This window comes from Cohnella zeiphila, from assembly GCF_014212055.1.
GTDB classification, from domain to species: domain Bacteria; phylum Bacillota; class Bacilli; order Paenibacillales; family Paenibacillaceae; genus Cohnella; species Cohnella zeiphila.
On sequence record NZ_JACJVO010000007.1, the window covers coordinates 1 to 24,095 of the forward strand.

General features: G+C 61.2%; 23 protein-coding genes. 6 read left to right on the forward strand and 17 right to left on the reverse strand.

Features of this window, described 5'->3' with window-relative positions:
• Window positions 1–54: 54 nt before the first annotated feature.
• The 4 genes from nrdF to H7C18_RS05100 form a co-directional block, all read right to left on the reverse strand.
• Window positions 55–1,014 (reverse strand): class 1b ribonucleoside-diphosphate reductase subunit beta, encoded by a 960-nt coding sequence (nrdF, locus tag H7C18_RS05085; protein WP_185127944.1) that lies wholly within the window; start codon window positions 1,012–1,014, stop codon window positions 55–57.
• Window positions 1,015–1,062: 48 nt separating this feature from the next.
• Window positions 1,063–3,147 carry a class 1b ribonucleoside-diphosphate reductase subunit alpha gene (gene nrdE / locus H7C18_RS05090; RefSeq protein WP_185127945.1) on the reverse strand — a complete coding sequence of 695 codons (2,085 nt, stop codon included), beginning with the start codon at window positions 3,145–3,147 and terminating at the stop codon, window positions 1,063–1,065.
• Window positions 3,134–3,493, reverse strand: a complete 360-nt coding sequence (nrdI, locus tag H7C18_RS05095) for a class Ib ribonucleoside-diphosphate reductase assembly flavoprotein NrdI (RefSeq protein ID WP_185127946.1) — start codon at window positions 3,491–3,493, stop codon at window positions 3,134–3,136. The genes nrdE and nrdI overlap by 14 nt, the downstream gene beginning before the upstream one ends.
• Window positions 3,494–3,862: 369 nt before the next feature.
• Window positions 3,863–4,183 (reverse strand): MTH1187 family thiamine-binding protein, encoded by a 321-nt coding sequence (locus tag H7C18_RS05100; protein ID WP_185127947.1) that lies wholly within the window; start codon window positions 4,181–4,183, stop codon window positions 3,863–3,865.
• A gap of 173 nt (window positions 4,184–4,356) precedes the next feature.
• Between H7C18_RS05100 and xerS the strand changes: the two genes are divergently transcribed.
• Window positions 4,357–5,442: a tyrosine recombinase XerS gene (gene xerS / locus H7C18_RS05105; protein ID WP_185127948.1), complete on the forward strand. Its 1,086-nt coding sequence runs from the start codon at window positions 4,357–4,359 to the stop codon at window positions 5,440–5,442.
• Here the strand turns inward: xerS and H7C18_RS05110 are convergent.
• The 6 genes from H7C18_RS05110 to gluQRS all read right to left on the reverse strand — a co-directional run bounded on the left by H7C18_RS05110 (window position 5,424) and on the right by gluQRS (window position 10,490).
• Complete coding sequence (locus H7C18_RS05110; RefSeq protein WP_185127949.1) at window positions 5,424–5,828, reverse strand: MmcQ/YjbR family DNA-binding protein; 405 nt, start codon at window positions 5,826–5,828, stop codon at window positions 5,424–5,426. The two genes, xerS and H7C18_RS05110, sit on opposite strands and share 19 nt — an antisense overlap.
• Before the next feature lie 24 nt (window positions 5,829–5,852).
• On the reverse strand, window positions 5,853–6,857 hold the full coding sequence (locus H7C18_RS05115) for a phosphotransferase (RefSeq protein WP_185127950.1): 1,005 nt from the start codon (window positions 6,855–6,857) through the stop codon (window positions 5,853–5,855).
• Entirely contained in the window at window positions 6,857–8,131 is a 1,275-nt protein-coding gene (locus tag H7C18_RS05120) for a stalk domain-containing protein (RefSeq protein ID WP_238357487.1), read from the reverse strand. The genes H7C18_RS05115 and H7C18_RS05120 overlap by 1 nt, the downstream gene beginning before the upstream one ends.
• Before the next feature lie 149 nt (window positions 8,132–8,280).
• Window positions 8,281–8,841 (reverse strand): GNAT family N-acetyltransferase, encoded by a 561-nt coding sequence (locus H7C18_RS05125; RefSeq protein WP_185127952.1) that lies wholly within the window; start codon window positions 8,839–8,841, stop codon window positions 8,281–8,283.
• Between the two features lie 4 nt (window positions 8,842–8,845).
• Window positions 8,846–9,469, reverse strand: a complete 624-nt coding sequence (locus H7C18_RS05130; protein WP_185127953.1) for an HD domain-containing protein — start codon at window positions 9,467–9,469, stop codon at window positions 8,846–8,848.
• Window positions 9,470–9,515: 46 nt separating this feature from the next.
• Window positions 9,516–10,490 carry a tRNA glutamyl-Q(34) synthetase GluQRS gene (gene gluQRS / locus H7C18_RS05135; RefSeq protein ID WP_185128208.1) on the reverse strand — a complete coding sequence of 325 codons (975 nt, stop codon included), beginning with the start codon at window positions 10,488–10,490 and terminating at the stop codon, window positions 9,516–9,518.
• Window positions 10,491–10,611: 121 nt separating this feature from the next.
• On the opposite strand from gluQRS, the gene H7C18_RS05140 reads away from it, so the two are divergent.
• From H7C18_RS05140 to H7C18_RS35690, 3 genes are read left to right on the forward strand one after another with little or no spacing between them, the layout of a single operon-like run.
• Window positions 10,612–12,417: an ABC transporter ATP-binding protein gene (locus H7C18_RS05140; protein WP_273385797.1), complete on the forward strand. Its 1,806-nt coding sequence runs from the start codon at window positions 10,612–10,614 to the stop codon at window positions 12,415–12,417.
• A 19-nt stretch (window positions 12,418–12,436) separates the two neighbouring features.
• Window positions 12,437–13,111 carry a response regulator transcription factor gene (locus H7C18_RS05145; protein ID WP_185127954.1) on the forward strand — a complete coding sequence of 225 codons (675 nt, stop codon included), beginning with the start codon at window positions 12,437–12,439 and terminating at the stop codon, window positions 13,109–13,111.
• On the forward strand, window positions 13,108–14,553 hold the full coding sequence (locus H7C18_RS35690; RefSeq protein ID WP_337912931.1) for a HAMP domain-containing sensor histidine kinase: 1,446 nt from the start codon (window positions 13,108–13,110) through the stop codon (window positions 14,551–14,553). The genes H7C18_RS05145 and H7C18_RS35690 overlap by 4 nt, the downstream gene beginning before the upstream one ends.
• Before the next feature lie 26 nt (window positions 14,554–14,579).
• Here H7C18_RS35690 and H7C18_RS05155 read toward each other — a convergent pair whose 3' ends face one another.
• A complete protein-coding gene (locus H7C18_RS05155; RefSeq protein WP_337913020.1) occupies window positions 14,580–14,933 on the reverse strand; it encodes a response regulator transcription factor in 354 nt (117 codons plus the stop codon).
• A gap of 298 nt (window positions 14,934–15,231) precedes the next feature.
• Between H7C18_RS05155 and H7C18_RS05160 the strand changes: the two genes are divergently transcribed.
• Window positions 15,232–17,814 (forward strand): ATP-binding protein, encoded by a 2,583-nt coding sequence (locus tag H7C18_RS05160; protein WP_185127956.1) that lies wholly within the window; start codon window positions 15,232–15,234, stop codon window positions 17,812–17,814.
• Window positions 17,811–18,494: a response regulator transcription factor gene (locus tag H7C18_RS05165; RefSeq protein ID WP_185127957.1), complete on the forward strand. Its 684-nt coding sequence runs from the start codon at window positions 17,811–17,813 to the stop codon at window positions 18,492–18,494. Before H7C18_RS05160 ends, H7C18_RS05165 begins: the two co-directional genes overlap by 4 nt.
• Window positions 18,495–18,525: 31 nt before the next feature.
• On the opposite strand, the gene glpX is transcribed toward H7C18_RS05165, so the two are convergent.
• The 6 genes from glpX to H7C18_RS05195 all read right to left on the reverse strand — a co-directional run bounded on the left by glpX (window position 18,526) and on the right by H7C18_RS05195 (window position 24,088).
• Window positions 18,526–19,497, reverse strand: coding sequence for a class II fructose-bisphosphatase (gene glpX, locus H7C18_RS05170; protein ID WP_185127958.1), 972 nt, complete (start codon window positions 19,495–19,497; stop codon window positions 18,526–18,528).
• A gap of 15 nt (window positions 19,498–19,512) precedes the next feature.
• Window positions 19,513–20,331 (reverse strand): pyruvate, water dikinase regulatory protein, encoded by an 819-nt coding sequence (locus H7C18_RS05175; protein ID WP_337912933.1) that lies wholly within the window; start codon window positions 20,329–20,331, stop codon window positions 19,513–19,515.
• Window positions 20,332–20,350: 19 nt separating this feature from the next.
• Window positions 20,351–20,965: a helix-turn-helix transcriptional regulator gene (locus H7C18_RS05180; protein ID WP_185128211.1), complete on the reverse strand. Its 615-nt coding sequence runs from the start codon at window positions 20,963–20,965 to the stop codon at window positions 20,351–20,353.
• Between the two features lie 91 nt (window positions 20,966–21,056).
• On the reverse strand, window positions 21,057–21,704 hold the full coding sequence (gene fsa, locus H7C18_RS05185) for a fructose-6-phosphate aldolase (protein ID WP_185127960.1): 648 nt from the start codon (window positions 21,702–21,704) through the stop codon (window positions 21,057–21,059).
• Between the two features lie 193 nt (window positions 21,705–21,897).
• Window positions 21,898–23,400: a rhamnulokinase gene (locus tag H7C18_RS05190; RefSeq protein WP_238357488.1), complete on the reverse strand. Its 1,503-nt coding sequence runs from the start codon at window positions 23,398–23,400 to the stop codon at window positions 21,898–21,900.
• A 28-nt stretch (window positions 23,401–23,428) separates the two neighbouring features.
• Entirely contained in the window at window positions 23,429–24,088 is a 660-nt protein-coding gene (locus H7C18_RS05195; protein ID WP_185127961.1) for a class II aldolase/adducin family protein, read from the reverse strand.
• Window positions 24,089–24,095 lie beyond the last annotated feature (7 nt).

Here is a 24,095-nt window from a genome sequence, read left to right on the forward strand (position 1 = left end):
AGACCTTTCTCGACAGCCTGAAGCCGACCCTAAAGTCGGCTTCTTCTCTTATGATCAAAAAATGAAATCGTCGTCGGTCAGCGGTTCGACATGAAGCGTGCGCACATAGCCGTTCCCCTTCTTGGAGAAAAAGTCGTGCTGCTTCGTCTTGGTGCTGATGCCGTTGAAGACGATCGGATTGACGTCCTCGTCCGGGAACGCCGGCTCGAGCCCCAGGTTCATCATCGCCTTGTTGGCGTTGTAACGGACGAACGTCTTCACTTCTTCCGTCAGCCCCAGATCGGTATAAAGCTCCTCGGTATAGCCCATTTCGTTCTGGTGCAAGAACTGAAGCAGCCCCTGGAGGGTCTCGAAGGCAGCCTTCTGTTCGTCTTCTTCCAGCTCGGCGTATACTTCCTGCGCGAGAATGCCGACGTAAACGCCGTGAATGCTCTCGTCTCGAAGGATGAGGTCGATGATCTCGCCGCTGCTCGTCATCTTCCCCTGCCCCGCCAGATAGAGCGGATAGAAGAAGCCGCTGTAGAACAAATAGCTCTCCAACAGAACCGACGCCGCCATCGCCAGGTACAGGTCCTTGCGCGTCTCGATGTTCTTGTAATACTGGGAGATCGTATCCGCCTTCGTCTGCAGATGACGGTTCTCCTCGACCCACCGGAACACCGCGTCGATCTCTTCGGTCGTCGCCAGCGTCGTGAAAATGCTGCTATAGCTCTTGGCGTGGATCTGCTCCATCATCGCCATGAAGCCGAGCACCGCCTTGCGCTGCAGTCCGTCCACGTGCTCCAGAATCTTCGGCATGCCGACGCCGCCCTGCACCGTATCGAGCAGCGTCAGACCTCCGAGCACCCTCTTGTACAGCGAACGCTCGGCCTCGCTAAGCTCCATCCACGACATCTTGTCGTCGGAGAGCGGAATTTCCTCGTCGGTCCAGAACTGCATCAAGTTCTGGCTCCAGAACATATTCGTATAATCGTCGTCCGGACGGTTCCAGTTGACGGCCTTGATGGCGCACATGATTGGCCTTTCCCCTTTCGAATCGCTCGCGCTGCCTTCTCGCTTCCGTTACACCGCGCAGCTCACGCAGTTCTCGACGGACAGGATGTTCGTCCGCGTATAATAGAGAGATTTCAAGCCCTTCTTGGCCGCGTACAGGTAGTAGCGCGCCAGTTCCCGGGTCGTGACGTCGCTGTTCACGTGCAGCACGGTCGAGATGCCTTGGTCCACGTGCTCCTGAATTTCCGCGATCATATCGATGACCTTGAATTGATCCATCTGATACGCCGATTTGTAGAAGAAGAAATTGTCCTTGCTCAAAAACGGCATCGGATAGTACGTCGTCGAGTTGGCGTACGTGCGGGTCTCGATCGGTTCGACGATCGGCATCACGCTCGCGGTCGAGTTCTGAACGTAGGAGATGCTTTGCGTCGGCGCGATCGCCAGCCGGTACGCGTGGTACAGACCGTGCGTGCGAACGGCTTCCGCCAGTTCGGCCCAATCTTCCGGAGACGGAATCGGGATGCCGGCGAACAGTTCCTTCGCCTTGTCCGTGACCGGACGGTAATCGGTGTTCTTATAGCGTTCGAAATAGGCGCCGCTGGCGTACTCCGACCGTTCGAACCCGTCGAACGTCCGCCCTTTCTCGCGGGCGATCTCCATGCTGCGCTCGATCGAATGGAAGTTCATCATCATGAAAAAGGTACGGGCGAAGTCGCGCGCTTCCGCGCTCTCGTAAGAGATCCGGTTTTTCGACAAGTAGCCGTGAAGGTTCATTGCACCAAGCCCGACCGAATGCAGCTCCGCGTTCGCCTTGGCGACGCCGGGCGCGTTGGCGACGACCGACATGTCGCTGACGGCGGTGAGCGCCGTGATGCCGTCATGCACGGACTCGCGGACTTTGCGAAGGTCCATGACGTTGGCGATGTTCAGCGAAGCCAGGTTGCAGCTGATATCGCGGCGAATGACGTCGGGTTGGCCGTAATCGCCGATCTCGGACGTCTCCTGCAGCTGGAAAATCTCCGTGCACAGGTTCGACATCTTGATCGATCCGATCCCTTTGAGCGCGTGGCCGCGGTTCGCGTTCGACCGGTTCATAATATACGGGTAGCCGGATTCGAGCTGGATCGTGGCGATCTTGACGAGCATGTCGCGGGCGCTCAGCACCGCTTTTTTCTTCACGCGGCCGTCGGCGAGCAGCGTGTCGTACATCTCGTCCAGATCCATGTCGTCCAGGTGGACGCCGTACGCTTTATGTACCGAATGAGGGCCGAACACGTGCAGCGGCTTGTTCTCTGCCGCCAATTGATAGAACTTGTTCGGCACGATGAGGCCGATCGACAGCGTCTTGAGGCGCGTCTTCTCGTCGGCGTTGATCTTCTTGCTGTCCAGGAACTCCATGACGTCCCAGCCGAAAATGTTGTAGTAGCCCGCCCCGGAGCCTTTGCGCTGGCCCATCTGGTCGGCGTACGAGAACGCGTCCTCCATCAGCTTCAGCACCGGCATGATGCCTTTGGCAGCGCCTTCGACTCCTTTGATCGGCTCGCCGCGCCCGCGCAGCTTGGACAGGTTGACGGCCACGCCGCCTCCGATTTTCGACAGCTGCATGCAAGTGCCGAGCACGTAGTTGATCGAATTCAGCGCATCGTCCATCTCGAGCAGGAAGCAGGAGACCAGTTCGCCGCGGCGGCTCTTGCCGGCATTAAGGAAGGTAGGCGTCGCCGGCTGCACGCGCTGCTCCATCATCGCGGACGTCAGCTTGAGAGCGGTATCGACGCTGCCGCGGCCCAGGTGCAGCGCCACGATCGAGACGCGGTCCGGGTAATGCTCCAGGTAGAGAGACTTGTCGTTGCTCTTCACCGCGTAGTCGGTGTAGAACTTCGAGGCGGCCATATAAGATTGAAAGCGGAAATCGTAGGCGTGCGCCTGCGCGTAGACCCGATCGACTTCATCCGCCGTATATTTTTCGTAGACGTTCTCGTAGAAATCCCCGTCGATCATGTAGCGAACCTTCTCGGCGGTGGAACCGAATTTCAGGCTCTTGCGCTCCACTTCGGCCATGAAGGCTTCGACGGCCTCCCGGTCTTTGTCCAGTTGAAAAAATCCTTCTTCGTCGCGCTGCATCAGCAAGTTATTGAGTTCAATATGACGCAACTGCGCTCACCTCTCTCTTGAATGTTTCTACGTCTTTGGTCGTGCCGGACAGCTCGAACTTGCTGATGACCGGAACGCCGTACATGTGGGCGATATGATCCGCGCTGACCGCAAACCGGTCTCCCCAGTTGCGGTTGCCGCTGGCCGAGACGCCCATCAGCCGTTCGTGGTTATGCCGAAGGAACGAAAGCACCTTCGCAGGCGGTTGGCCGAAGCCCGTCGTGTACGTGACCAGCACGAACGGTTCTTCGATTTTCGTCGACTCTTCGATTTGGATGGACGGAAGGTCCAGCTTGCGGATAAATCTCTTTACGTTGCCGGTTTTGGAATCGTAGGCGATCAGCACAGGGCCCGTCTCCTCTCTCTTTATGAGCGCAATGATGCAGCCGCGGCGGCGGCGGGAGAACCCCGATAGTAAGAGGTTCTCCCGCCAGAGTTGCCTATTTGCAGCGGGCTTTCCGCCCGTTTCCAACTAGATCTAGAGTGCATAATCTAATCTAAATCAATATATTGTGAATGTCAATCAAGTTGATCCGAAATAATTGTTCATGAGTCCTTGGCCCTATTTCGTAAAAATTAAAAGAATAAGAGGCAGGCTCGGAGAAACGCAATCCGGATGCGGTCTCTCGGTTACAAGCAAAAAAAAGGGCCGAATAGGGCCCCTCGAAAAACAGCTTTATAGAAGCGCGAGAACGCGAAAAAAAGGCGTTAGCCTCTACCGGTGTCGATCCATTTGCCGTTTGTCCTCCACCGAGCGCATTTTTTGTTCCATGGTGGACGGTTTGTCCCGGCGGTCGTCGATCGTGATCGACGTCGAGACGCGCCGGACTCCTTTTTGAAACGGAACTTCGTGCATCCGGCGGATGACGGCCAGCACGTCGTCGAGCTCTCCCTCTATAATCGTGCTCATCGGCGTCATCTGGTGCTTGACCGGTTCCGGCGCCGACGACAACACGTCCTGAATAGCCGCAACATATTCGCTGACGCTCGTATCTCCCGTCCCTACCGGGATGATCGTTGCTTGAACAATCGCCACGCTTTATTCATCTCCTTCGGAGGTTTTCATGGGCCATTTTTTGTTAATGCCATAAAACATTTAGGCCATAAAACAGATTGTCTGCAATCTTCGCGAAGCTTCTGCTGCCATGTTATACTAATGGGAGCGCAAGATCAACGTACGGACAAGACCTGCCGCGAGGAGGAAGACCATTGAACGTCCAGAAGATCAAAGACCGCGAAGAGCTGGAACGGCGGGTTCCCGGAATGCCTTGGTACGTCGACAAGTTCGTGAGCTATAAGCTGCCGGACCTCTCCCCTTCGTCTCTGCTCGAATATGTAAGGGATTACGAGACTTTCTTCTCATGGCTGATGGCCGAGGGTCTGACCGATGCCGGGAAGATGACCGACATTCCGCTGGCCGATCTGGAACGGCTGCGAATGGACAGCATCGACGGATACCGCATGTTCCTCGCATCAAGGAAGGAGCACGCCAACACCCGCACGACGATCTCGCGCAAGCTGAGCTCGCTGCGCTCGCTCTTTCATTACTTGAGCCAGATCGCCGAAGACGAGGATCTCTATCCGCTTCTGAAGCGGAACGTCATGGCCAAAGTGTCGATCAAGCGGACGCACAAGCCGAAGGACACGGCCGCCAAGCTGGAAGGCAAGCTTCTGCAGGAGGAGGAAATCGGCGAGTTCATCCGCTACATCAAGAGCGATTACGCCCAGGATGTCGCGGGGAACAAGCAGGCGCTGCACGCCCACGAGCTGAACCGGGTCCGCGACGCCTGCATCGTCAGCCTCATTCTCCACTCCGGCCTGCGGGTGTCGGAGGTCGTCAACCTGAACGTGGACGATCTGGACCTGAAGCGCAAGTTGACGCACGTGTATCGCAAGGGGAAAAACGACGACACGTTCAAGACCCCCGTCTTCTTCCGGCTCGAAGCGGTGACCGATCTCGAGGAGTACCTGAGGCAGCGGGATTTGCGTTATAAGGCGCCCAAACGAGAGAAAGCCCTCTTCCTCGCCGTCGCCAACGGCAAGAAAGAAGGCTCGCGGATGACCAAGCGCGCCATCCAGGAGATGGTGATCAAGTACGCCAAGCGGTTCGGCAAGCCGTACTTGTCCGTTCACAAGCTGCGGCATTCGTTCGCGACCGACTATTACTTGCGGAACGACTTGTACAAAACCCAGGAGCAGCTCGGGCACGCCTCTCCCGAGACGACCCAAATCTACGCCCACCTGACGGACAAAACGATGGAAGAAGCGATCGACCGTCAACGGGCGGCGGATTGAACCTTCGCCGCAAGCCGCTTCGGCGCAGCCAGGCAGTAGCCTTCCCGCGTCAGCGCCAAGGCTTCCTTCCACGCGGACTCTATCTCCGCCGGGAAGGAAACCCAGCCTTGATGGCCGATATAGGGCGTTTTGAAGAAAGGCGTCCCCGCCTCGGCCAGCAGCAGTTCCTGGGTAGGACGGGACACCTTCAACGCGACGGCGCACCCTCCATCCGCCTTCTCCCCGATCCGGACGAACGACTTGTCCAGAACCTGATAGATCGTATGGCCGTGGCCGTCCACCTTCTCCCGCACTTCCGGATAATCCGCGCAAATCGACCGGATTCTCTCGCGCGCCCTTAAACCGAGCTCCGTCGACAGGGAACGGGCGCTTTCTTCGATCTCCATCTCGCATCACCCTTTCGGAATCGATTAGACGGGCCTGAGCCATCTCTCGCACCAAAGGCCGAGATCCCGGCCGTACAGATCCAGCTGCGCCAGACCGCCGGCAGCGGCGGCAATCTGCTCCCGCAGCACCTCGTCGCCATCCACGCCGTCCAGGTATCGCCCGAGAAAATGGACGAATACGTCCAGCTTGCGCAGCCGGACGAGGCGCGGAATCGCGTCTGCTTCGGCGGCGGTCAAGCGGATACGCCGGGCATAGCCTTCCAGAAAAGCCGGAACGGCTTCCGCCGCCCCGTCCGCGTCCAGAAGGCCCGATACCACGACGGCCGGCTCCATCGCCCGCAAGTCGCGGGTGCAAAATTCAAAGTCGAGCACCGCCGCGATCCGGTCCGGTTCATCCGCGAACGCCAGCAGGTTCGAGTCGTTGATGTCTCCGTGCACGAGTTGGTGCGGCAGCCCGCGAAGCGCCGGCAAGGCCGAGCGGAATGGCTCCAGCTCTTCCAGCAGCCGCTTCAATTCCAACTGAAGCGGCCGGAACGGAAGCGGAGGCGTCTCGCAGAACGAGGCGATCCGCTCGGCCGGGCAGGACGCATGCGCGGCGTCCATCTCGTAATAGGGAGGATAGGCTGGAGCCAGAGCGGGGCGTAAAGACGCCAGCGCCCGCGACAGCGCACCGACCGCTTCCCCGACGGCGCGGGCCGTGCCCGGCGCGGAGCTGTCCGGACGGACTCCTTCCGCGTAGGCGAACAGGCAGACCAGCTTTCCTCCCTGCTCCGGTATCCGCGCGAACGTGCGGCCGTCCTTGGCTCGGACCGGCTCGGGAATCGCGAACGGCAGACGGCTCGCGGCCAGCGCCAGCAGCACCTCGTGCTCGAAGCGAACCTTTTTCTCGTCGCGATGCGTCTCGTAGATTCGCAGCACGTATTTCCGTCCGCGGGCGGTGACGAACCGCGTCGTATTGTTCCAGCCCGCTTCCCCGCGCTCGATCTCCCAGGAATCGCCTTCGAGAAAGGGCTTCAGCGCTTCCTCCATCAATCTTTGACCACCGAAGCGTCGATCGCCTTGACCTCGGCCGGCGTCAGAATGCCGAGCCGCCAGAAGGATACCCCCGACAGTCCGTACCGCTTGGCCAAGCCCAGCTTATCGCCGATCGACGCCTCGTTCTCGTGGTCCATGTTTACGCCTAGCAGCAGCTTGCTTTTGGCGATGCCCGCCTTCAAGCTGAGCTCCACCGCTTCGTTGACGCGATCCATCGGCTCCGGCGTTTTGTCGGCATGATACTCGTACGCCATCAGTACGATCTCATCCGCCAGCTTGCCCAGCGTTCCGTAATCGTAGCCCTTGAACGCTCCGTTCGGCGGCTGCAGGGCGAGGCCGAGCTTCAGGCCGCCTTCCTTCAGCTTCTTGGACAGCTTCCCGACGTAATCGTTCAGCAGCTTCCGGGCCGTTGCCGGATCGTCCTTCAGGCCGAGCCCCTCGTAATCGAGCATGACGCCTCCGAACCCTTTGTCCTTGGCGACCGATACGATCTGTTCGATCGAGTCGTCCGCCAGCGCGGAATTCGACAGCATGTTGGTCAGCTCTCCGTGGCCGTCGACCGAATAGACGACCAGATAGGAATCCGCCGGCTGGCTGTTCGTCGCCTGAACGATCGACTCCGGCGTCACTTCGCCCGCCGGCTTCGGCCATTTGTATTCGTCGCCGGCGAGCGTGAACTTTCCGTCAAGGCCGATTCGGCTCCAGCCGAACGCGACCGAATTCAGGGCGGCGACCCGCCCGATCTGGTCGTAAGAGCTGATCGCATAGAAGCCGAGCAGCCTCATCTTCTTTTGGGGCGAACGGATCTCGACGCTGTGCGCCTGCGCGTTCCAGGCGACTTGGGCGCCGAAGGAACGGCCGAAGAACGCCAGCGGAATCAGGATCCGGCTCGCCTGAACGACGGGCGCGGCGTCAAGCGTCACGGCCGCTCCGTTCACCTGAGCCGTCTTCCGGCCGACCGTCAGCAGCACGTCCGTCTTCTGTCCCGAGACGTTCGTTCCCGTCGCGTGAATGGTCTTGGCCGCAGCGTTCCATTCGACGACGATGCCGAGCGCTTCCGCAATCGTGCGGAACGGAACGAGCGTCACCCCTTTGTCGATGCGCGGCGCCGAATCGAACGGCAGCGGGAAGCCGTCCAGCACGATCGGGATCGCCCCGCCTGTCGCAGTTTGAGCCGCACTTGCGGCCGGTGACCCCGAGAACGCGCCCGCCCATAGCGAGCCGGCCAGCAGGAAGGCCAGCCCCGTTTTTCCCCAACGTGAATGCAATCGAATTTCCCCTCTCCCCATGGTGCTTCTGAACTCTCCTAATGAATAACGTCTCTCGCAGCGATCCGGTTGCTAGATTCATAGCAAAATGAACAGGCCGAATCACCCCCGCGCCTGAACTCGCGGAAGCAACGGAACCCAAATCGTCTTTAGCCTTCCGATGCGGCTTGATGCTCCAGCCACTCCGAGCGAAGCAGCCCCATCGGGATAATGTCGACGTAATGGCCGTTCTTGAACAGCTTCTGCCGCAGCCTGCCTTCCTCGCGGAAGCCGCACGACCGGTAGCAGCGGAGCGCCCGCTCGTTGAAATCGTACACGTCCAGCTCCAGCCGGTTCAGCCCCATCTGCTCGAAGGCGAAACGGACAAGCAGCCGCATCGCTTCGGTGCCGTATCCGCGACCGAACCGTTCCGGCGACCCGATGACGATGCCGATGCGGCCGACGCGGTTTTTCCAATCGATGGCGTCGAGGTTGATCTGGCCGATGTACAGCTGCGTCTGCGCGTCGGCGATAATGAAACCCCGGCAGTCCGGACGCGGCTCCATCATCATGCGCAAGTAAGATTCCGTCGACTCCAGCGTCTGGGGATAAAGGAAAATGTCCGACAGCGACTCGACCACTTCCGGATCGTTCACCCAGGCGCGGATCGGCACGAGATCCTCGAGCCGGTACTCTCGCAGCATGATTTTCTCGCCGATGATATACGGCATGATCTTATCCTCCTTCCGGTTGCGGCCGATCCGCCAGGAAGCCCCGGTCGACGGCCCGCTGCAGCAGCTCGTCCACGAATGCCGCCAGCTTCGGCGCCGCGTCCCGGATCGGCTGCATTCTCGCCCGCACCTGCGAGCGAAGGACGCCGTTCTGCTTCCAACTGTAGCCTTCGGTCGCGAAGTTGTTCAGCAGCGGATGCAAGCGGTCGACGGCGTTCGCGAACAGCGCTTCCGGCGTCCGCCCTTCCTCGAATTCGCGCCACAGCGCCAGGTAGCTGTCCGTCTGGTCGTCCGGAAGCAGGCCGAAAATCCGCCGCGCCGCCGCCTTTTCCCGTTCTTCTTTGTCGGAGTATCCCTGCTCGTCGTAGGCGAACGTATCCCCTGCGTCGATCTCGACCAGGTCGTGCACGAGCAGCAGGCGGATCGCGTGTCCAAGGTCCGGCTTCGGTTCGGCCGCGTATTCGTGAAGCGTCAGCGCGAGCAGGCCGATATGCCAGGAATGCTCCGCGGAATTCTCCCTCCGGCTGCCGTCGGTCAGCAGCGTGCGCCGCAGCACGTTCTTCAGCTTGTCCGCTTCGACCAAAAACGCCATTTGCTTCGTCAATCTCGGATCGTTCCAGCTTTCCATCCTGCCAATCTCCTTTTTCTCTGTCGCTGCAATCTATCTCTTCAGGTCAATCGGGCATCAGCGCCGCAAGCCAATCTTCGTTCAGCCGGACCGCTTCCCTCTTCACGCGTTCCGGACGCCAGACGGCGACGAGTTCCCGCGGCGAAGCGTCTGTCGCGATTTCGATCAGTCCGGACGCCGCCGCCAGCCAGCCGACGATTCTCTCCGCCGGGAGGCCTTGTTCGCGAAGCTCGGCCAGCGACACCGAGCCGTGCCGCTTCGACAGGCGGGAGCCGTCCGGACCGAGCAGCAGCGGACCGTGCGCGAAGCGCGGCGGCGCGGCGCCGAGCGCCTCGTACAGCGCGAGCTGCCGGGGCGTCGAATCGAGCAGGTCCCAGCCGCGCAGCACGTCGGTAACGCGCATGGCAATGTCGTCGACGACGACCGCGAGCTGGTAGCCGATCACGCCGTCCGCGCGCCTGACGACGAAGTCGCCCCCGGCGCCCGCCGGGAAGACGACCGTCCCGGCGATTCCGTCGGCGAACGGAAAGGCGCGATCCGGCATCGCGAAGCGCAGCGCCGGGCTCTTCTTCGCCGCACGCTCCGCCTTTTGCGCCTCCGTCAAACGCCTGCACTCGCCCGCGCAGCCCGCGCCTTCCGAGGCCAGGCCGTGCGGAGCGCTCGCCGCCGACAGCAGGTCGGCGCGGCTGCAGAAGCATTCGTACAGATGCCCTTCCCGCTTCAAAATGCCCAGCGCCTCCTCGTAACGCTCCGAGCGAAGGCTTTGCTCGTAAGGCGCCCAAGGACCGCCGGCATCCGGGCCTTCCTCCCAGTCCAGGCCGAGCCAGCGCATGTCTTCCAGCAGCTGCGCGGCGTAGGCTGGCTTGCAGCGGGCTCGGTCCAAATCCTCGAGGCGAAGGATCATCTCCCCGCTTTCCGCGCGAATTTGCAGCCAGGCGAGCAAGGCCGACAGCGCGTTGCCCAGGTGCAGCCGGCCCGACGGGGTCGGCGCGAAACGCCCCCGGACCCGGGTTACGCTCACGTTCACAGGAAGCTCTCCTTTCTTTTCCTATTGTATCACAACGCAATTCATATTCAGTTCACAAACGAAATTCATCATAAGGTTCAGATACAGAACGCAAAAGACAGAAAGAGGGAGTTCCATGAATTCGACCACCGCCATGACAACCATCCCCAATAAACCGGAGAGCCCGTCCGGCAAGCCGGGAAGCTGGCGCCCGTTCCTCGGGCTGATCCGATCGGCGAGGCCGTCGACCGGTCTGCTATCGCTCGCCCTTGGGCTCAGCGTGCTGACGGCGGCCGGCGGGCTGATCGTTCCGCAGGTGACGCGCAGCCTCGTCGACGGCTTCTCGCTCTCTTCGCTTCATGCCGGCCAGATCGCTCTGATCGCCTGCCTGTTTCTGGCCTCGGCCGCCGCCTCCGGGCTGTCGATCTTCCTGCTGAACCGCATCGGCCAGCAAGTGCTGTACCGGCTGCGCGACCGGCTGTGGAAAAAGATGCTCGTCCTCCCCGTCGCCCATTACGACCGCGTCAAATCGGCGGAGCTGGTCAGCCGGATGACGAACGACACGGGCATCGTCAAAAACTTGATCAGCGAGCATCTGTCCACCCTCGTCTCCGGTTCGCTCTCGATCGTCGGCTCCCTCATCCTGCTGTTCGCGCTCGATTGGCGGATGACCTCGGTGCTGCTCGTCGCCGTCCCGCTCGCGGTGGCCGTCATGGTTCCGATGGGCATGCAGATGAGCCGCATCTCCCGCAGCACGCAGGACGAGACCGCCGGCTGGACCGCGACCTTGTCGCAGGTGCTGTCCGAGAACCGTCTCGTCAAATCGTCCGGCGCCGAGCCGCTGGAATACGAGCACGGCCGCGAGGGTATGTTCCGGCTCCTGAAGCTTGGCATCAAGGAGGGTCGCGTTCAAGCGTTCGTCACGCCGCTGATGACGATCGTCATCATGATGCTGCTGGCCGTCGTCGTCGGATACGGCGGCATGCGGGTATCCTCCGGCGCCATGACGACCGGCGGCCTGGTCGCCTTCGTGCTGTATCTGATGCAGCTGATCGCGCCGCTGACCCAATTGACGCAGTTCTTCACGCAATTCCAGAAAGCGGTCGGCGCGACCGGGCGCATCGTCGAGACGCTGGCGGCGCCGGAGGAAGATCACGAGACCGGCTCTGCCGTGCCCGGCGAGATCCGTCCGATTCGCCTTGACCGAATCTCCTTCGGCTATGGTGCGGGATCGGACGTGCTGAAGGACGTAAGCTTCGAAGTGCCGTGCGGCAAAGTGACCGCGCTTGTCGGACCGAGCGGCAGCGGCAAGACGACGCTGTTCTCGCTCCTCGAGCGGTATTACGAGCCTTCCCAGGGCGCGCTTCGTTACGGCGACGAGAACGCCTCCGCGTTCTCCCTCGCATCGTGGCGCGGCCAGATCGGATACGTTCAGCAGGAAAGTCCGCTCATCTCCGGCACGATCCGCGACAACATCGTGTACGGCCTCGATCGCCCCGTCTCCGACGAAGAGCTGTCACGGGCGGCGGCCATGGCGAACGCCGAATCGTTCATTCTCTCGTTCGATGACGGCTACGGGACGCAGGTCGGCGAGCGCGGACTCAAGCTGTCCGGCGGTCAGCGCCAGCGCATCGGCATCGCCCGCGCCCTGCTCCGCGATCCTCGCATTCTCCTGCTGGACGAAGCGACGTCAAGTCTGGACAGCCAATCGGAAGCCGCCGTGCAGGAAGCGCTGGCCAACCTGATGAAGGGCCGCACGACAATCGTCATCGCGCACAGGCTCTCGACGGTCGTCGACGCGGACCAGATCGTTTTCCTCGACAAGGGAGCCGTTACCGGCATCGGAACGCACGAGGAGCTGGCCAAGAACCACGAGCTGTACCGGCAATTCGCCGTCAGCCAATTGCGCTATGAAGACGAGCGGCAAACCGTTATATTGTAAATAATGGAGGTGGAGCCCGATGGCCCGGGTGCTTGTTGTCGACGACGACCCGCATATTCGCGAGCTGGTCGCGCTGTTCCTGCAGCGCGAAGGCTTCGAAGCGCAGGAAGCGGCGGACGGCGTCGAAGCGTTGAAACTGCTGGAATCCGTCCAGGTCGATCTCGTCGTCCTGGACGTGATGATGCCGAACATGGACGGCTGGGAGTTGTGCTCCCAGCTGAGGGAACATTATGAGATGCCGCTCTTGATGCTGACGGCGAAGGGCGAGACGGATCAGAAGGTCAAAGGCTTCCAGCTCGGAACCGACGACTATTTGGTCAAGCCGTTCGAGCCGGTCGAACTCGTCATGAGAGTCAAAGCGCTGCTGAAGCGCTACAAAATCGCGATCGCCCAAGAGGTCCAGGTCGGCCGGGTGCATCTGAACCGGAAGACGTTCGAGCTGACGATCGGCGCCGAGTCGCACACGCTGCCGCTCAAGGAATTCGAACTTCTTTACAAGCTGGCCAGCTATCCGGGCAAGACGTTCTCGCGGGAGCAGCTGATCGAGCAGATCTGGGGCTACGATTACGAAGGAGACGAACGGACGGTCGACGTGCACATCAAGCGCCTTCGCGAACGGTTCCCCGAGGAGAAGCACGGTTTTCGCATTACGACGATCCGCGGACTCGGCTACCGGCTGGAGGTGATCGCGTGAGCCGGGACGAGCGCGACGGACGGCCGGGCGAAGAACCGCGCGGCGCGCGATCGGAACGAGAGCGATCCGATCGGGTAAATGAAAGTTCCTGGTATGGACAGCGCGACGGACGGACGACGGCTGGCCGGCAAAGCCTGGACGAACGGCATCGGGCTCACTGGGAGATGAGACGCGAGCGCAGAGAGCAGCAGCAGCTCCGCCAGCTGGCCCGGCGCAGGGCTCAATTGGAGATGCGGGAGCGGATGCTCGCCCAGCGGCATGCTCATCGCGAGTGTATGCAGAACGACCGTCAGCCGGACAAAAGCAAGCCGCACCGCTATTCGGGCGGTCAGCCCAGGTGGTACCACGTCTTATTCGGCGTATCGGCCTTCTTTCTGTTTTTTACCCTTTGCTGGACGGCCGGCCATTATATCACCGTGTTCTTCGGCCCCTACTGGCCCTACGGACAGCTGCATCCTACGCTTCGCGACTATTTGGCGCTGGTGCTGGCGCTTTTCCTGTTCGGCTTCTCGATGACGGTCGTGCGCTGGATCGTCAAGCCGGAGCAGCGGGCGGCCAACGCCTTCACCGCGATGGTCGACGCGATGCAGCGAATGTCGAAGGGCGACTTCAACATCAACCTGGAGGCTCACCCCAAATATGCGGGCGAACTGACGGTTCTGGTCGACAATCTGAACCGGATGGCGTCGGAGCTCGGGCAGATGGAGCAGATGAGGCAGGAGTTCATCTCCAACGTGTCCCATGAGATTCAGTCTCCGCTGACCGCGATCAAAGGGTTCGCCCAGGCGCTCCGCCAGGACGGCATGGATCCGAACACGCGAGATCATTATCTGAAAATCATCGAAACGGAGAGCGAGCGGATGTCCCGGATGAGCGACAACCTCATTCGCCTGTCGACGCTCGAGTCCCGCAATCAACCGTTTCGGCTACGAACGTTCCGGCTGGACCGCCAGATCCGCCAAGCCGTGCTTAGCTGCGAACCGCTCTGGGTCGACAAGCGGCTGGAGATGGATATCCGGCTGGACGAGGTAACGCTGGAAGCCGACGAAGAACTGCTGAACCAGGTGTGGCGCAATTTGCTGCATAACGCCATCAAATTTACGCCGGAGGGCGGAACGCTTACGGTCGGGCTCGGCATTCGCGGAGACCAAGCGACGGCGACGTTCGCGGACACCGGAGTCGGGATCGCGGAAGCCGATATCCCCCATCTGTTCGAGCGCTTTTTCAAGGCCGACAAAGCCCGCAACCGATCCTTGGGCGGAAGCGGACTCGGTCTCTCCATCGTCAAGAAGATCGTCGATCTGCACGGCGGAGCCATTGACGTGGAGAGCAGGCCAGTGGAAGGAACGACGTTTACGGTCCGGCTTCCGCTGTCCGCGGTCGACTCCCTCAGACAGGCCGACGAGGCGAACGACAAGATATCCCCGCAAAGCCGGGCATAGCTTCCATGATTAGAAAAGCTTCCCTCCTACACGGAGGGAAGCAGCATTTTGATCGTATGGTTGAAAAACATCGCCTGAAGCGTGCGGGAAGAACCCGTGTTCGTTTTTTTCATCATGCATGCCAGGTGGTTCTTGAGCGTCTTCGGAGAGATGTGAAGCTCCTTCGCCAGTTCGTCGTTCCGAAGCCCGCCGATGACGAGCAGCCGAAGCACCTGCGTCTCCCTCGGCGTCAAGCCGTGGCGCTTGGCGAAAGATTGGAAGATCGGACCCAGGAAAGTCTGTTGGCTAAGCTGCTGGTGCTGAACCTGTACGCCGTCGGTCTGGATAAAGCTGTTCAACATTCTCATCTGAAAATTGCCTCCCCTTGAATATAAGCTGATACGTTTCGGCGTCGATCCCCGTCATCTCCGTACCGGCGATTTGCCGGACGCATTCCGCCCTATTCTTCGCAGCGCTTCGCCGTGGCGCGAAAAAGCCGCGCCGACCTTGTGTCTCCTCGCGTTTATGTATTCGTTTGCACCCTCGGCCGCTTGCCCGAGATCTCCGGACCTGGGAATACCTATTTCATCCACTTCACAAAACGGTTGCATCCATTATCATATAGAGGAGTCATTAATATTGTTGCTTATTGGTTGTTAGGCAATTGTTAGATTCGCTCATACTCTAACGGAGGTTTGCATGAATCGTACGCAACGATTTACAATGATGGCGGCGCTTCTTCCTTTGTTATCGTCTGCGTTGTTCTCGCTCAGCCTCGTCCTCGGCTGGCCCGTCCGGATCGGCGGCGGCGCCGCGCTCGAAGCCGGCGCCGTCTCGCTTGCCATTTCGGCCTTGGCCGCCTTCGCCGCCTTCTTCCTGCTGCTCGGCTCGGCCAAAGCGCGAAGCCGGGGCCCGGATGGCGGGGTTGAAAATGATCTTTTCTTCAGAGGAATCCTGGAATCTTCCCGGGACGCGCTCGTCTCTTTCGGACGCAGCGGCGACATCCGTTACGCGAATCCTTCCGCGATCCGTCTGTTGGGCCTTCCCGACAATCCGACCGGTTACCGCTGGTTCGATTTGCTGACGCCGGAGTCCGAAGCGAGGCTGGAAGAGATCCTCGATTCCCTCCGGCAGGTCGGATCGACGACGGAGGAAATGCAGCTGCAGGCCGCGGAAGCGGACGGATCGGCAAGAACGATCGCGTTGTCCGTCGTCGTCCGGATGCCGAAGAACAAACGCGACCTTCCCTACTACTCGGCTTTGGCCCGGGACGTCTCCGAAGTCCGGCAATTGAAGTCGAAGTATGAAGAGACGAAGCGGGAGGCCGAAAGACTCGGCCGGGAACGGGCGCTGTTCCTGGCTCGAATCAGCCATGAGATCCGCACGCCTCTCCAGGCGATCGTCAGCGTCATCCGGCAGCACGGCCATTCGGAAGGAACCGGCGCGTCCGGGGAATGGCTGGAGCAGATCGACATATCGGCGAAGAGCTTGATGCGGACGTTGGACGACTTCCTGGATTTTGCCAAATTCGATGCCGGCAGCTTCGCTTTGGAGACGGCTTGCTTTCGGCTCGAAGATTCGATCCGCCGCTGCAGCAGGACGCTTCAATCGCTGATCGGCAACAAGCCGGTGCGGCGAGTCGTCCGGATCGATCCGGATCTGCCGGCCCGAATCGTCGGCGATCCGCAGCGAGTCGAACAGGTGCTCGGCAACCTGCTCAGCAACGCGGCGCAGCATACCGATCGGGGCGCTATCGAGTTGACCGTCGAAAAGGAGGGAGATCACGACAATGGAGCGTTCATCCGCTTCTCGGTGCGCGATACCGGGACCGGGATGCCGGACGCTCTGCTCGCAAGACTGTTTCAGCCGTTCCAGCAAGCGGACGGAGCCGGCTGGAGCGGCCGCGGCGGTACGGGGCTGGGCCTCGTCAACGCCAAGATACTGGCGGAACGGATGGGCGGAAGCCTGGATGCGGAGAGCCGGCTCGGAAGCGGCTCGTTGTTCCGGTTTCGACTGCCGCTTTTCCCCGTTCCCGAGCTGCCTTCCTCCGTCCCGCATCTCGCTTGCCGCGCCATGGTTCTCGGAAGCAGCGAATCGTCCCGTTCCCTCGTGGCCGCTCTCGGTTCCTTCTGCCATGCCGCGGCCTCTCCGACGTGCGAACGCGCGCTGGCCGCTTGGGAGCGAGGTCCTTTTCATTTCCTTATTGTGGACGCGCGTTCACCCAACGCATGGACGCGGGAGGATTGGCGGGGATGGAAGCGTGAATGCGGCCGGCGAAACGTAAAAATGCTGGTTGTCGTCCCTTCGGGCGGAGTGGAGCCGCCGCAGCTGCAAGAAGGAGCCGTTCCGGAAGCGCTTTTGGCTTGGCCGCCGGACCCTCGGACCTGGTACCGCATCTTGGAGGAGCTTGCTCCGGAGACGGGCCCCTTCCCTGCTTCCCGCGGACCGAGTCCGAAGCGGGGGGCTGCCGCCCGCGTGCTGCTGGTGGACGATCACGAGATTAGCCGGATCGTCGAAGCCCGGATGCTGAAGAATCTCGGCTGCGCGGTAACGACTGCCGAGAGCGCAACGCTCGCGATTCGTCTGCTCGAAGATACGCAGAGCTCGGAGAAGTTCGACCTGATCGTCATGGATTTGCACATGCCGGAGATGGACGGGCTCGAAGCGGTCCGACGCATTCGGCGGATGCCGCATGCCCGGAAGTTGCCGATCGCGCTGCTGACCGCGGACGCGACGGCGGATCGCGCCTCTGTGCGCGAAGAAGGCGTTCAGGACGTGCTCCTGAAGCCGGTCGAGCCGGAGCGGCTGCGGGAAGCGATCGGACGGCTGCTGCCGGACGCGGTCCTCGATCGGGATCGCCGCGTTCGCCCCGAGAAGAGTTGGCTGAGAGAGCGGCCGGAATTGAACGTGCCGGCGGCGCTGGACCGGCTGGGCGGCAAAGAAGAGTTGCTTTTGCATCTGCTGCGGAAATTCCGGGAGAACTATGCCGACATCTGCAGCGTGCTAAGGGAAGATATTCGCCTTGGCCGCCGGCGCGAAGCGCGGCGCAAGCTGCATACGCTCCGCGGCTCGGCCGCCCATCTGGCGGCGGATGCCTTATTTGAGGCCGCGTCGCGGCTGGAGCGGGAACTGGGACTTGACGGACGGGACGCAGCGGAGCATCTCGGCCTGTTCGAAGACCGGCTTGGCCTGCTGCTGGCCGCCATCGGCGGGATGGAACGAAAGTACGAGCAAAGTATGAGCAACACTAACAAATCAGACATAGGTGGAGATAAGGGTTGACAAAGATTTTGGTCGTAGAAGATGATTCGCTGCTTGGCGAGATGCTGACCCTCTATTTGTCGGAGGAGCAGTTCGACGTTCGGCGCGTCGAGACGGCGAAAGACGGATACGACGCGCTGCGGCGCTTCGACCCCGATGCCATCGTTCTGGATTTGATGCTGCCCGACGCGGAAGGCGCGGAAGTATGCCGTTTTTTTCGGGAAAAATCTCCGGTTCCGATCATCGTTACCTCGATGAAGACTGCCGTCGCGGACCGGATTCGAGCCATCATGTGCGGAGCGGACGATTACCTGACGAAGCCCTACAGCGTGCAGGAGCTGAAAGTTCGAATCATGGCGATGCTGCGGCGAATCGCCGCTTATTCGCCTCCGGTGCCGTCGGCGGCGCCGGCAAGATGCCGAATCGGCCTGGATTTGGAACGGCGGACGATCGTCTTGGATGGCAGACAGATCGAGACGACCTTCTCCGAATATGAACTGATGAAGCTGTTCACGAAGCACCCGGGCCGCGTATTCAGCCGCGAGGAACTCTTGAACGCCATACGGGGCGCGGATTCCTTCGTCAACGAGCGGGCGATGGACGTGCATATCGCCAACCTCCGGCGAAAGATCGAGCCGGACGCCAAACAACCCCAACACATCAAGACCGTGTGGGGCGTCGGTTATAAGTTCATTAATTAACGGGATGAAATATTTGTGCCGCTAATTGTCTTTAAGCTTCGGCGCGAAGCAGCGCTTTATTCGGCAAGTAGTGCAGGGAACGGATGAAGCGAACGGTTCTCGTCTTCGCGCGCATGACGATCGAATGGGTCTCGGCGCGCTGCCCGGCCATGTACCGCACCCCGCCGAGGAACTCCCCCGGCGTGACGCCGGTCGCGGCGAAGATGACGTCGTCGGTGCCGACCATGTCTTCCATCGTCAAAATCCGGTACGGATCTTCGATGCCCATGGCGACGCAGCGATTGTATTCGTTCGCGTCCGCCGGCATCAGCCTTCCCTGAAGCTCGCCGCCGAGACACTTGAGCGCCGCCGCGGCCAAGACGCCTTCGGGAGCGCCGCCGGAGCCGACGTACAGGTCGATGCCCGCTTCCGGAAATGCCGGCGCCATCGCGCCCGCCACGTCGCCGTCGGACAGAAATTTGATGCGGACGCCGACTTTGCGCAGCGTCTTGATCATCGATTCGTGGCGTGTCCGGTCGAGGATCATGACCGTCAGGTCGGCCACTTTCTTGCGCAGCTCCGTGGCCGCCTTGCGCAGCGTCTCTTCGAGCGGATCCGTCAAGCTCAGCTTGCCGGCCAGCTCGGGACCGACCGCGAGCTTCTCCATATACATATCCGGCGCATGCAGCAGGTTGCCCCGATTGGCGACGGCGATCACGGACATCGCGTTGTTAAGCCCCTTGGCGACGATCTCCGTCCCTTCCAGCGGATCGACGGCGACGTCCACTTCGGGGCCTTGGCTGCTGCCGACCTGCTCGCCGATGTACAGCATGGGCGCCTCGTCCATCTCGCCTTCCCCGATGACGACCGTCCCTTTGATCGAGACGGTGTCGAACATCGCGCGCATCGCCGCCGTCGCGGCCCCGTCGGCGCTCATCTTGTCCCCGCGTCCCATCCACGGCGCGGATGCGAGCGCGGCCAATTCGGTGACGCGGACGATCTCCAGCGCAAGTTCCCTCTCCATGCTCTCTCCCCCTCGTCAGCCGACCGATGTCAGCCATTTCTCCATAATGATGCCGGCCGTCTCCTCGATCGCCTTTTCCGTCACGTCGATCACCGGGCAGCCGAGCTTGTTCATCAGCTCCGAAGCAAACCCGAGCTCGCGCTCGATTCGTTCCAGCGAAGCGTAATGCGCCTGCACGGGAAGCCCAAGCGACTTCAGCCTTTCCGTGCGGATCCTCAGCAGCCGCTCGGGCTGCATCGTCAACCCGACGATCAGGCGTTCCGCCTTCATAAACAGCTCATCCGGCGGCTTCACTTCGGGCGTGATCGGATAGTTCGCGGTACGGATCCCCTTGTGGGCCAAATAAATGCTGAGCGGCGTCTTCGACGTCCGCGATACGCCGACGAGCACGACCTGGGCGCTCAGCAGCCCGCGGACGTCCTTGCCGTCGTCGTACCGGACGGCGAATTCGACCGCTTCGATCTTGCGGAAATAATAGTCGTCCATCTCATGCAGCAAGCCCGGCTGGTACTTGGGCGAATCCTGAAACGTATCGATAAAGGCCTGCATCATCGGCCCCATCACGTCGACGGCCTTCACCTGCGCGCGAATCGCTTCCTCGCGCATCGTCTCGCGCAGCTCCGGCTGGACGAGCGTGTAGGCGATGAATCCCCCGGCTTGCGCGGCTTCCTTTACGACGGCGCGCACTTCGTCCTCGTGCTTGATGCCGCCGCAGCGCTTGATCTTGACGGCAGCGGTCGCGAACTGGCGCGCCGTGGCCCGGGCCACCGCTTCCGCCGTCTCTCCCACCGCGTCCGAGCATGCGTAAATCGTTTTTAGACGGTCGTTCGACACGGCTTCTCCCCCTGCCATGCTACAAATCCGAGGCCAATTCGACCATCGCCTGCGTAATGTTGGTCTTCGTGATCCTGCCGATCACGTCCGCTCCGTCCTGCGGATTGCCCTTGGGCCGGACGACCGGCAGGCTGTTCAATTGATGGGACATCATGCGGCGGGCCGCTTCGAGAACGGTGTCGTCCGGCCCGATCGTGACGAGCTGGGAACGCTTGGTCATCGCCATGCGGATCGGAAGGCTCGCCGCGTTCGGATGGCCGAGCGTGAACTTGAGCAGATCCTTCGGCGACACCATGCCCGTCAGCCGGCCGGACTCGTCCGTTACGATCAGGCTGCCGACATTGTCGACGAACAGGCTGATGACCGCGTCTCCGACGGTGGCATCGTCCCGCACGATGACGGGACGGCTCATGCGGTCTTTCACTTTCCACTGAAGCAGAGAGGAGTATACGGTCCTCTCCGGCTTCAGCGCTTCTCCGGGAAAATAACCGACCTTCGGCTTGGCGTCGAGCAGCCGCAGCATCACGAGAACGGACAAGTCCGAACGGATGGTCGGACGGCTGATGCCGAGCAGCTCCGCGATTTGTTCCCCGGTTATCGGTGCGCGTTCTTTCACCAGATCGACGATCTCCAGTTGGCGCGGCGTCAGTTCGATACCCGTTCCCTCCCTAGGATTGCGGGCGTGAACCCTTAGATGATCTTGAGCGGAAGCCTGCCGGCCGGCCTCATGCTTTGGACATCTTCTCCCAGTCCTTCAGGAAACGTTCGATGCCGATGTCGGTCAGCGGGTGCTTCCATAGCGTAGGCAGCAGCGAGCCCGGAATGGTGGCGATATGCGCGCCTGACAGCGCTGCCTGCTCCACATGACCGATGTTGCGGATGCTGGCGGCGATAATCTCGGCGGGCAGGTCGTACATGTCCAGCATCATGCGCAGGTTGCGGATGAGCTCCATTCCTTCGATGCCGATGTCGTCCAGCCTGCCGACGAACGGGCTGATGAACGTCGCGCCCGCTTTGGCGGCCATCAAGCCCTGCGCCGCGCTGAAGATGAGCGTCACGTTCGTCTTGATGCCTTCCTGCGCGAGCCGATGCGTCGCTTCGAGACCGGCTTCCGTCATCGGCAGCTTGATGACGACGTTCGGCGCCCACTTCGCGATATCATGCGCTTCTTTGAGCATGCCGTCGACGTCCAGGCTGATCACTTCCGCGCTTACCGGCCCGGAGACGATGCCGCAGATTTCCTGGATAACCTGCTTGAAGTCCCGTCCTTCTTTGGCGATGAGCGACGGGTTCGTCGTGACTCCGTCCACCAAGCCCAGCTTGACGATCCGCTTGATCTCTTCCACATTGCCGGTGTCCAGAAAAAACTTCATGCTTCCACTCCTCGGGACATGTTTTTGAAACGCTAAGTATGGTATATCATAAATTTAATTATGATACAATAAATAATTAATTAGCACATCATAAATAAAGAGATCGCCTACTTACGCCGCGCTCACGCCTATAGAATGCCAAATGAAAAAGCCGGGCATGCAACGAATGCGATGCCACGGCTTCTATTTTGTTCTAGGCCCGGCTGCCTCTGAACCGGAGCCATTCTTCGTATTTGGCTTGCAGAGAAGTCTTCCCGTCCGGCACATAACGATCCAACGGGAACGAAGCGGCGACGAGCCGCCGTGCCGACGCCAGGTCCGCGCAGGCGCCCGAAGCTATGAATTGCAGCAGCAAATTGCCGATGGCGCTCGCCTCCACCGGTCCGGCGACGACCGGACGGCCGATCGCGCTCGCGGTAAGCCGGCAAAGCAGCCGGTTCTGAATGCCGCCCCCGACCATGTGCAGCGCCGGGAACACGCGGCCCGTCAACCGTTCGGCCTGCTCCAGCGCCTGCCGGTAACGGAACGCGAGGCTTTCGAGAATGCAGCGGGCGATCTGCCCTTCCGTCTTCGGAACGGGCTGCCCGGACTCTGCGCAATAAGCTTGAACCTTCTCCGTCATGCCTCCCGGCGAATAGAAACGCAGGTCGTCCGGATCGATCAGGCTGCGCAGCGGCTCGGCGGCTTCCGCTTCCGCCGCCAGCCGGCCATAATCCTTAGCGGTCCCCGCTTCGTCCCATTCGCGCTTGCATTCCTGGAGAATCCACAGCCCCATGATGTTTTTGAGCAGCTGATACGTGTCCCCGACGCCGCCTTCGTTGGAAAACTCCGCTTCCATCGTCTCGGGCGTCAGCAGCGGCTCCGGCAGTTCCGTTCCGAGCAGCGACCACGTCCCGCACACCAGGTACGCGAACGACTCTCCGTCCGCCGGAACGGCCGCCACCGCCGATTCGGTATCGTGCGTTCCGACCGCGATCGCCCGGATCGGCGGCACGCCGAGCTCCTCGCACACTTCGGCGGAGAGCGGGCCGATCTCCGTTCCCGGTTGAATCGGCGGCAGGAACAGCCCGGGCGGAATGCCGAGCCGCTCCATCAGCTCGCCGTTCCATTCCCGGCGCTCCGGATGGAACAGCTGCGTCGTCGTCGCCATCGTGAACTCGCACGTTTGCTTCCCCGTGAGCAGATAGGCTAGCAAGTCGGGCGTGAGCAGCAGCGTGCGCGCCGCGTCGAGCTTGGGCGAAGCCGCCTTGCGCATCGCGTACAACTGATAGATCGTATTGAACGGCATCAGCTGCAGCCCGCCCTGCCGGAACAGCTCTTCCTTGCCGATCAGCGCCGCGACTTCGTCGATCAGCCCGTCGGTCTGCGGGTCGCGATAATGATACGGATTGCCGAGCAATTCCCCGTTCGCGTCCAGCAGTCCGAAGTCGACGCCCCAAGTATCGATGCCCAGCGATGCCGGCTTGTAGCCCTCGCGGAAGGCGCGGCGGATGCCGCGCTTGATCTCCTCGAACAGGCGCAGGATATCCCAGTGCAAATGCTTGCCGACCTGGATGGCGTCGTTCGGGAAACGATGGATTTCCGTCACGCGCAGCTTGGCGCCGCCGGCTTCCTCCCGCACAAGCTCTCCGATCAGCGCTCTGCCGCTGCCGGCGCCCAGGTCGAAGGCGATCGCCGACATAGCTCCGTCGTTCATGGCCTAGAGCCCCTCCTTCGACGCCGAATCACTTCATTTTCTGAAGCAATTGAATGCGGTACGCTTCGCTCTCCAGCGAGGCGATCTCGGCATATTCTTCGTCCGTCAGCGCCTTCGGCTTGCGGATGGCGCTGGCGATCAAATAAATCTTGGCGCTCTCCTCGACGACTTCGGTCCGGTAATACGCTTCGCGCAGGTTGCGTCCGGTCGTCACCAGGCCGTGATTGCCTAGCAGAATCGTACTGAACCGGTCCACCTCGGCGGCGACGGCGTCGGCGAGCTTGTCGGTCGTCGGCAATACGTAAGGCACGTAAGTCGTCGTACCGACGAGCGCCGCTTGGTCCGGGAACATGACCGGCAGCTTCTCTTCCACGAGCGTAAAAGCGATGCAGTAAGGCGGATGCGTATGGACGATGGCTCCGATGTTCGGATTGACCCGGTACGCGTACAGATGCATCAGCACCTCGGACGACGGGCGCAGGCCGATGTCGGTCAATTCGCCGGATTGGATGTCCACCTCGACCCATTGCTCCGGCTCGATCTCGTCCAGCGCGAAGCCGCTCGGGGACAGGTACATCTTCCCCTCGTGCTTGGCGCTGATGTTGCCGCCCGGGCCGACGACCAGCTTGTTGGCGACCGTCTTGCGGGCGTAGCGGCACAGTTCGTTGCGAATGTCTTGGCTGCTCATGCGCGGC

Excerpts from the sequence above, each read along its gene's own strand:
- H7C18_RS05145 (WP_185127954.1), top strand. The coding sequence starts at position 12,437 with ATGGCCCGGGTGCTTGTTGTCGACGACGACCCGCATATTCGCGAGCTG.
- H7C18_RS05140 (WP_273385797.1), top strand. The coding sequence starts at position 10,612 with ATGAATTCGACCACCGCCATGACAACCATCCCCAATAAACCGGAGAGC.
- glpX (WP_185127958.1), bottom strand. The coding sequence starts at position 19,497 with ATGGAGAGGGAACTTGCGCTGGAGATCGTCCGCGTCACCGAATTGGCC.
- H7C18_RS05190 (WP_238357488.1), bottom strand. The coding sequence starts at position 23,400 with ATGAACGACGGAGCTATGTCGGCGATCGCCTTCGACCTGGGCGCCGGC.
- nrdF (WP_185127944.1), bottom strand. The coding sequence starts at position 1,014 with ATGTGCGCCATCAAGGCCGTCAACTGGAACCGTCCGGACGACGATTAT.
- H7C18_RS05115 (WP_185127950.1), bottom strand. The coding sequence starts at position 6,857 with ATGGAGGAAGCGCTGAAGCCCTTTCTCGAAGGCGATTCCTGGGAGATC.
- H7C18_RS05160 (WP_185127956.1), top strand. The coding sequence starts at position 15,232 with ATGAATCGTACGCAACGATTTACAATGATGGCGGCGCTTCTTCCTTTG.
- H7C18_RS05130 (WP_185127953.1), bottom strand. The coding sequence starts at position 9,469 with ATGGAAAGCTGGAACGATCCGAGATTGACGAAGCAAATGGCGTTTTTG.
- fsa (WP_185127960.1), bottom strand. The coding sequence starts at position 21,704 with ATGAAGTTTTTTCTGGACACCGGCAATGTGGAAGAGATCAAGCGGATC.
- H7C18_RS05195 (WP_185127961.1), bottom strand. The coding sequence starts at position 24,088 with ATGAGCAGCCAAGACATTCGCAACGAACTGTGCCGCTACGCCCGCAAG.
- H7C18_RS05125 (WP_185127952.1), bottom strand. The coding sequence starts at position 8,841 with ATGCCGTATATCATCGGCGAGAAAATCATGCTGCGAGAGTACCGGCTC.
- H7C18_RS05110 (WP_185127949.1), bottom strand. The coding sequence starts at position 5,828 with ATGGAGATCGAAGAAAGCGCCCGTTCCCTGTCGACGGAGCTCGGTTTA.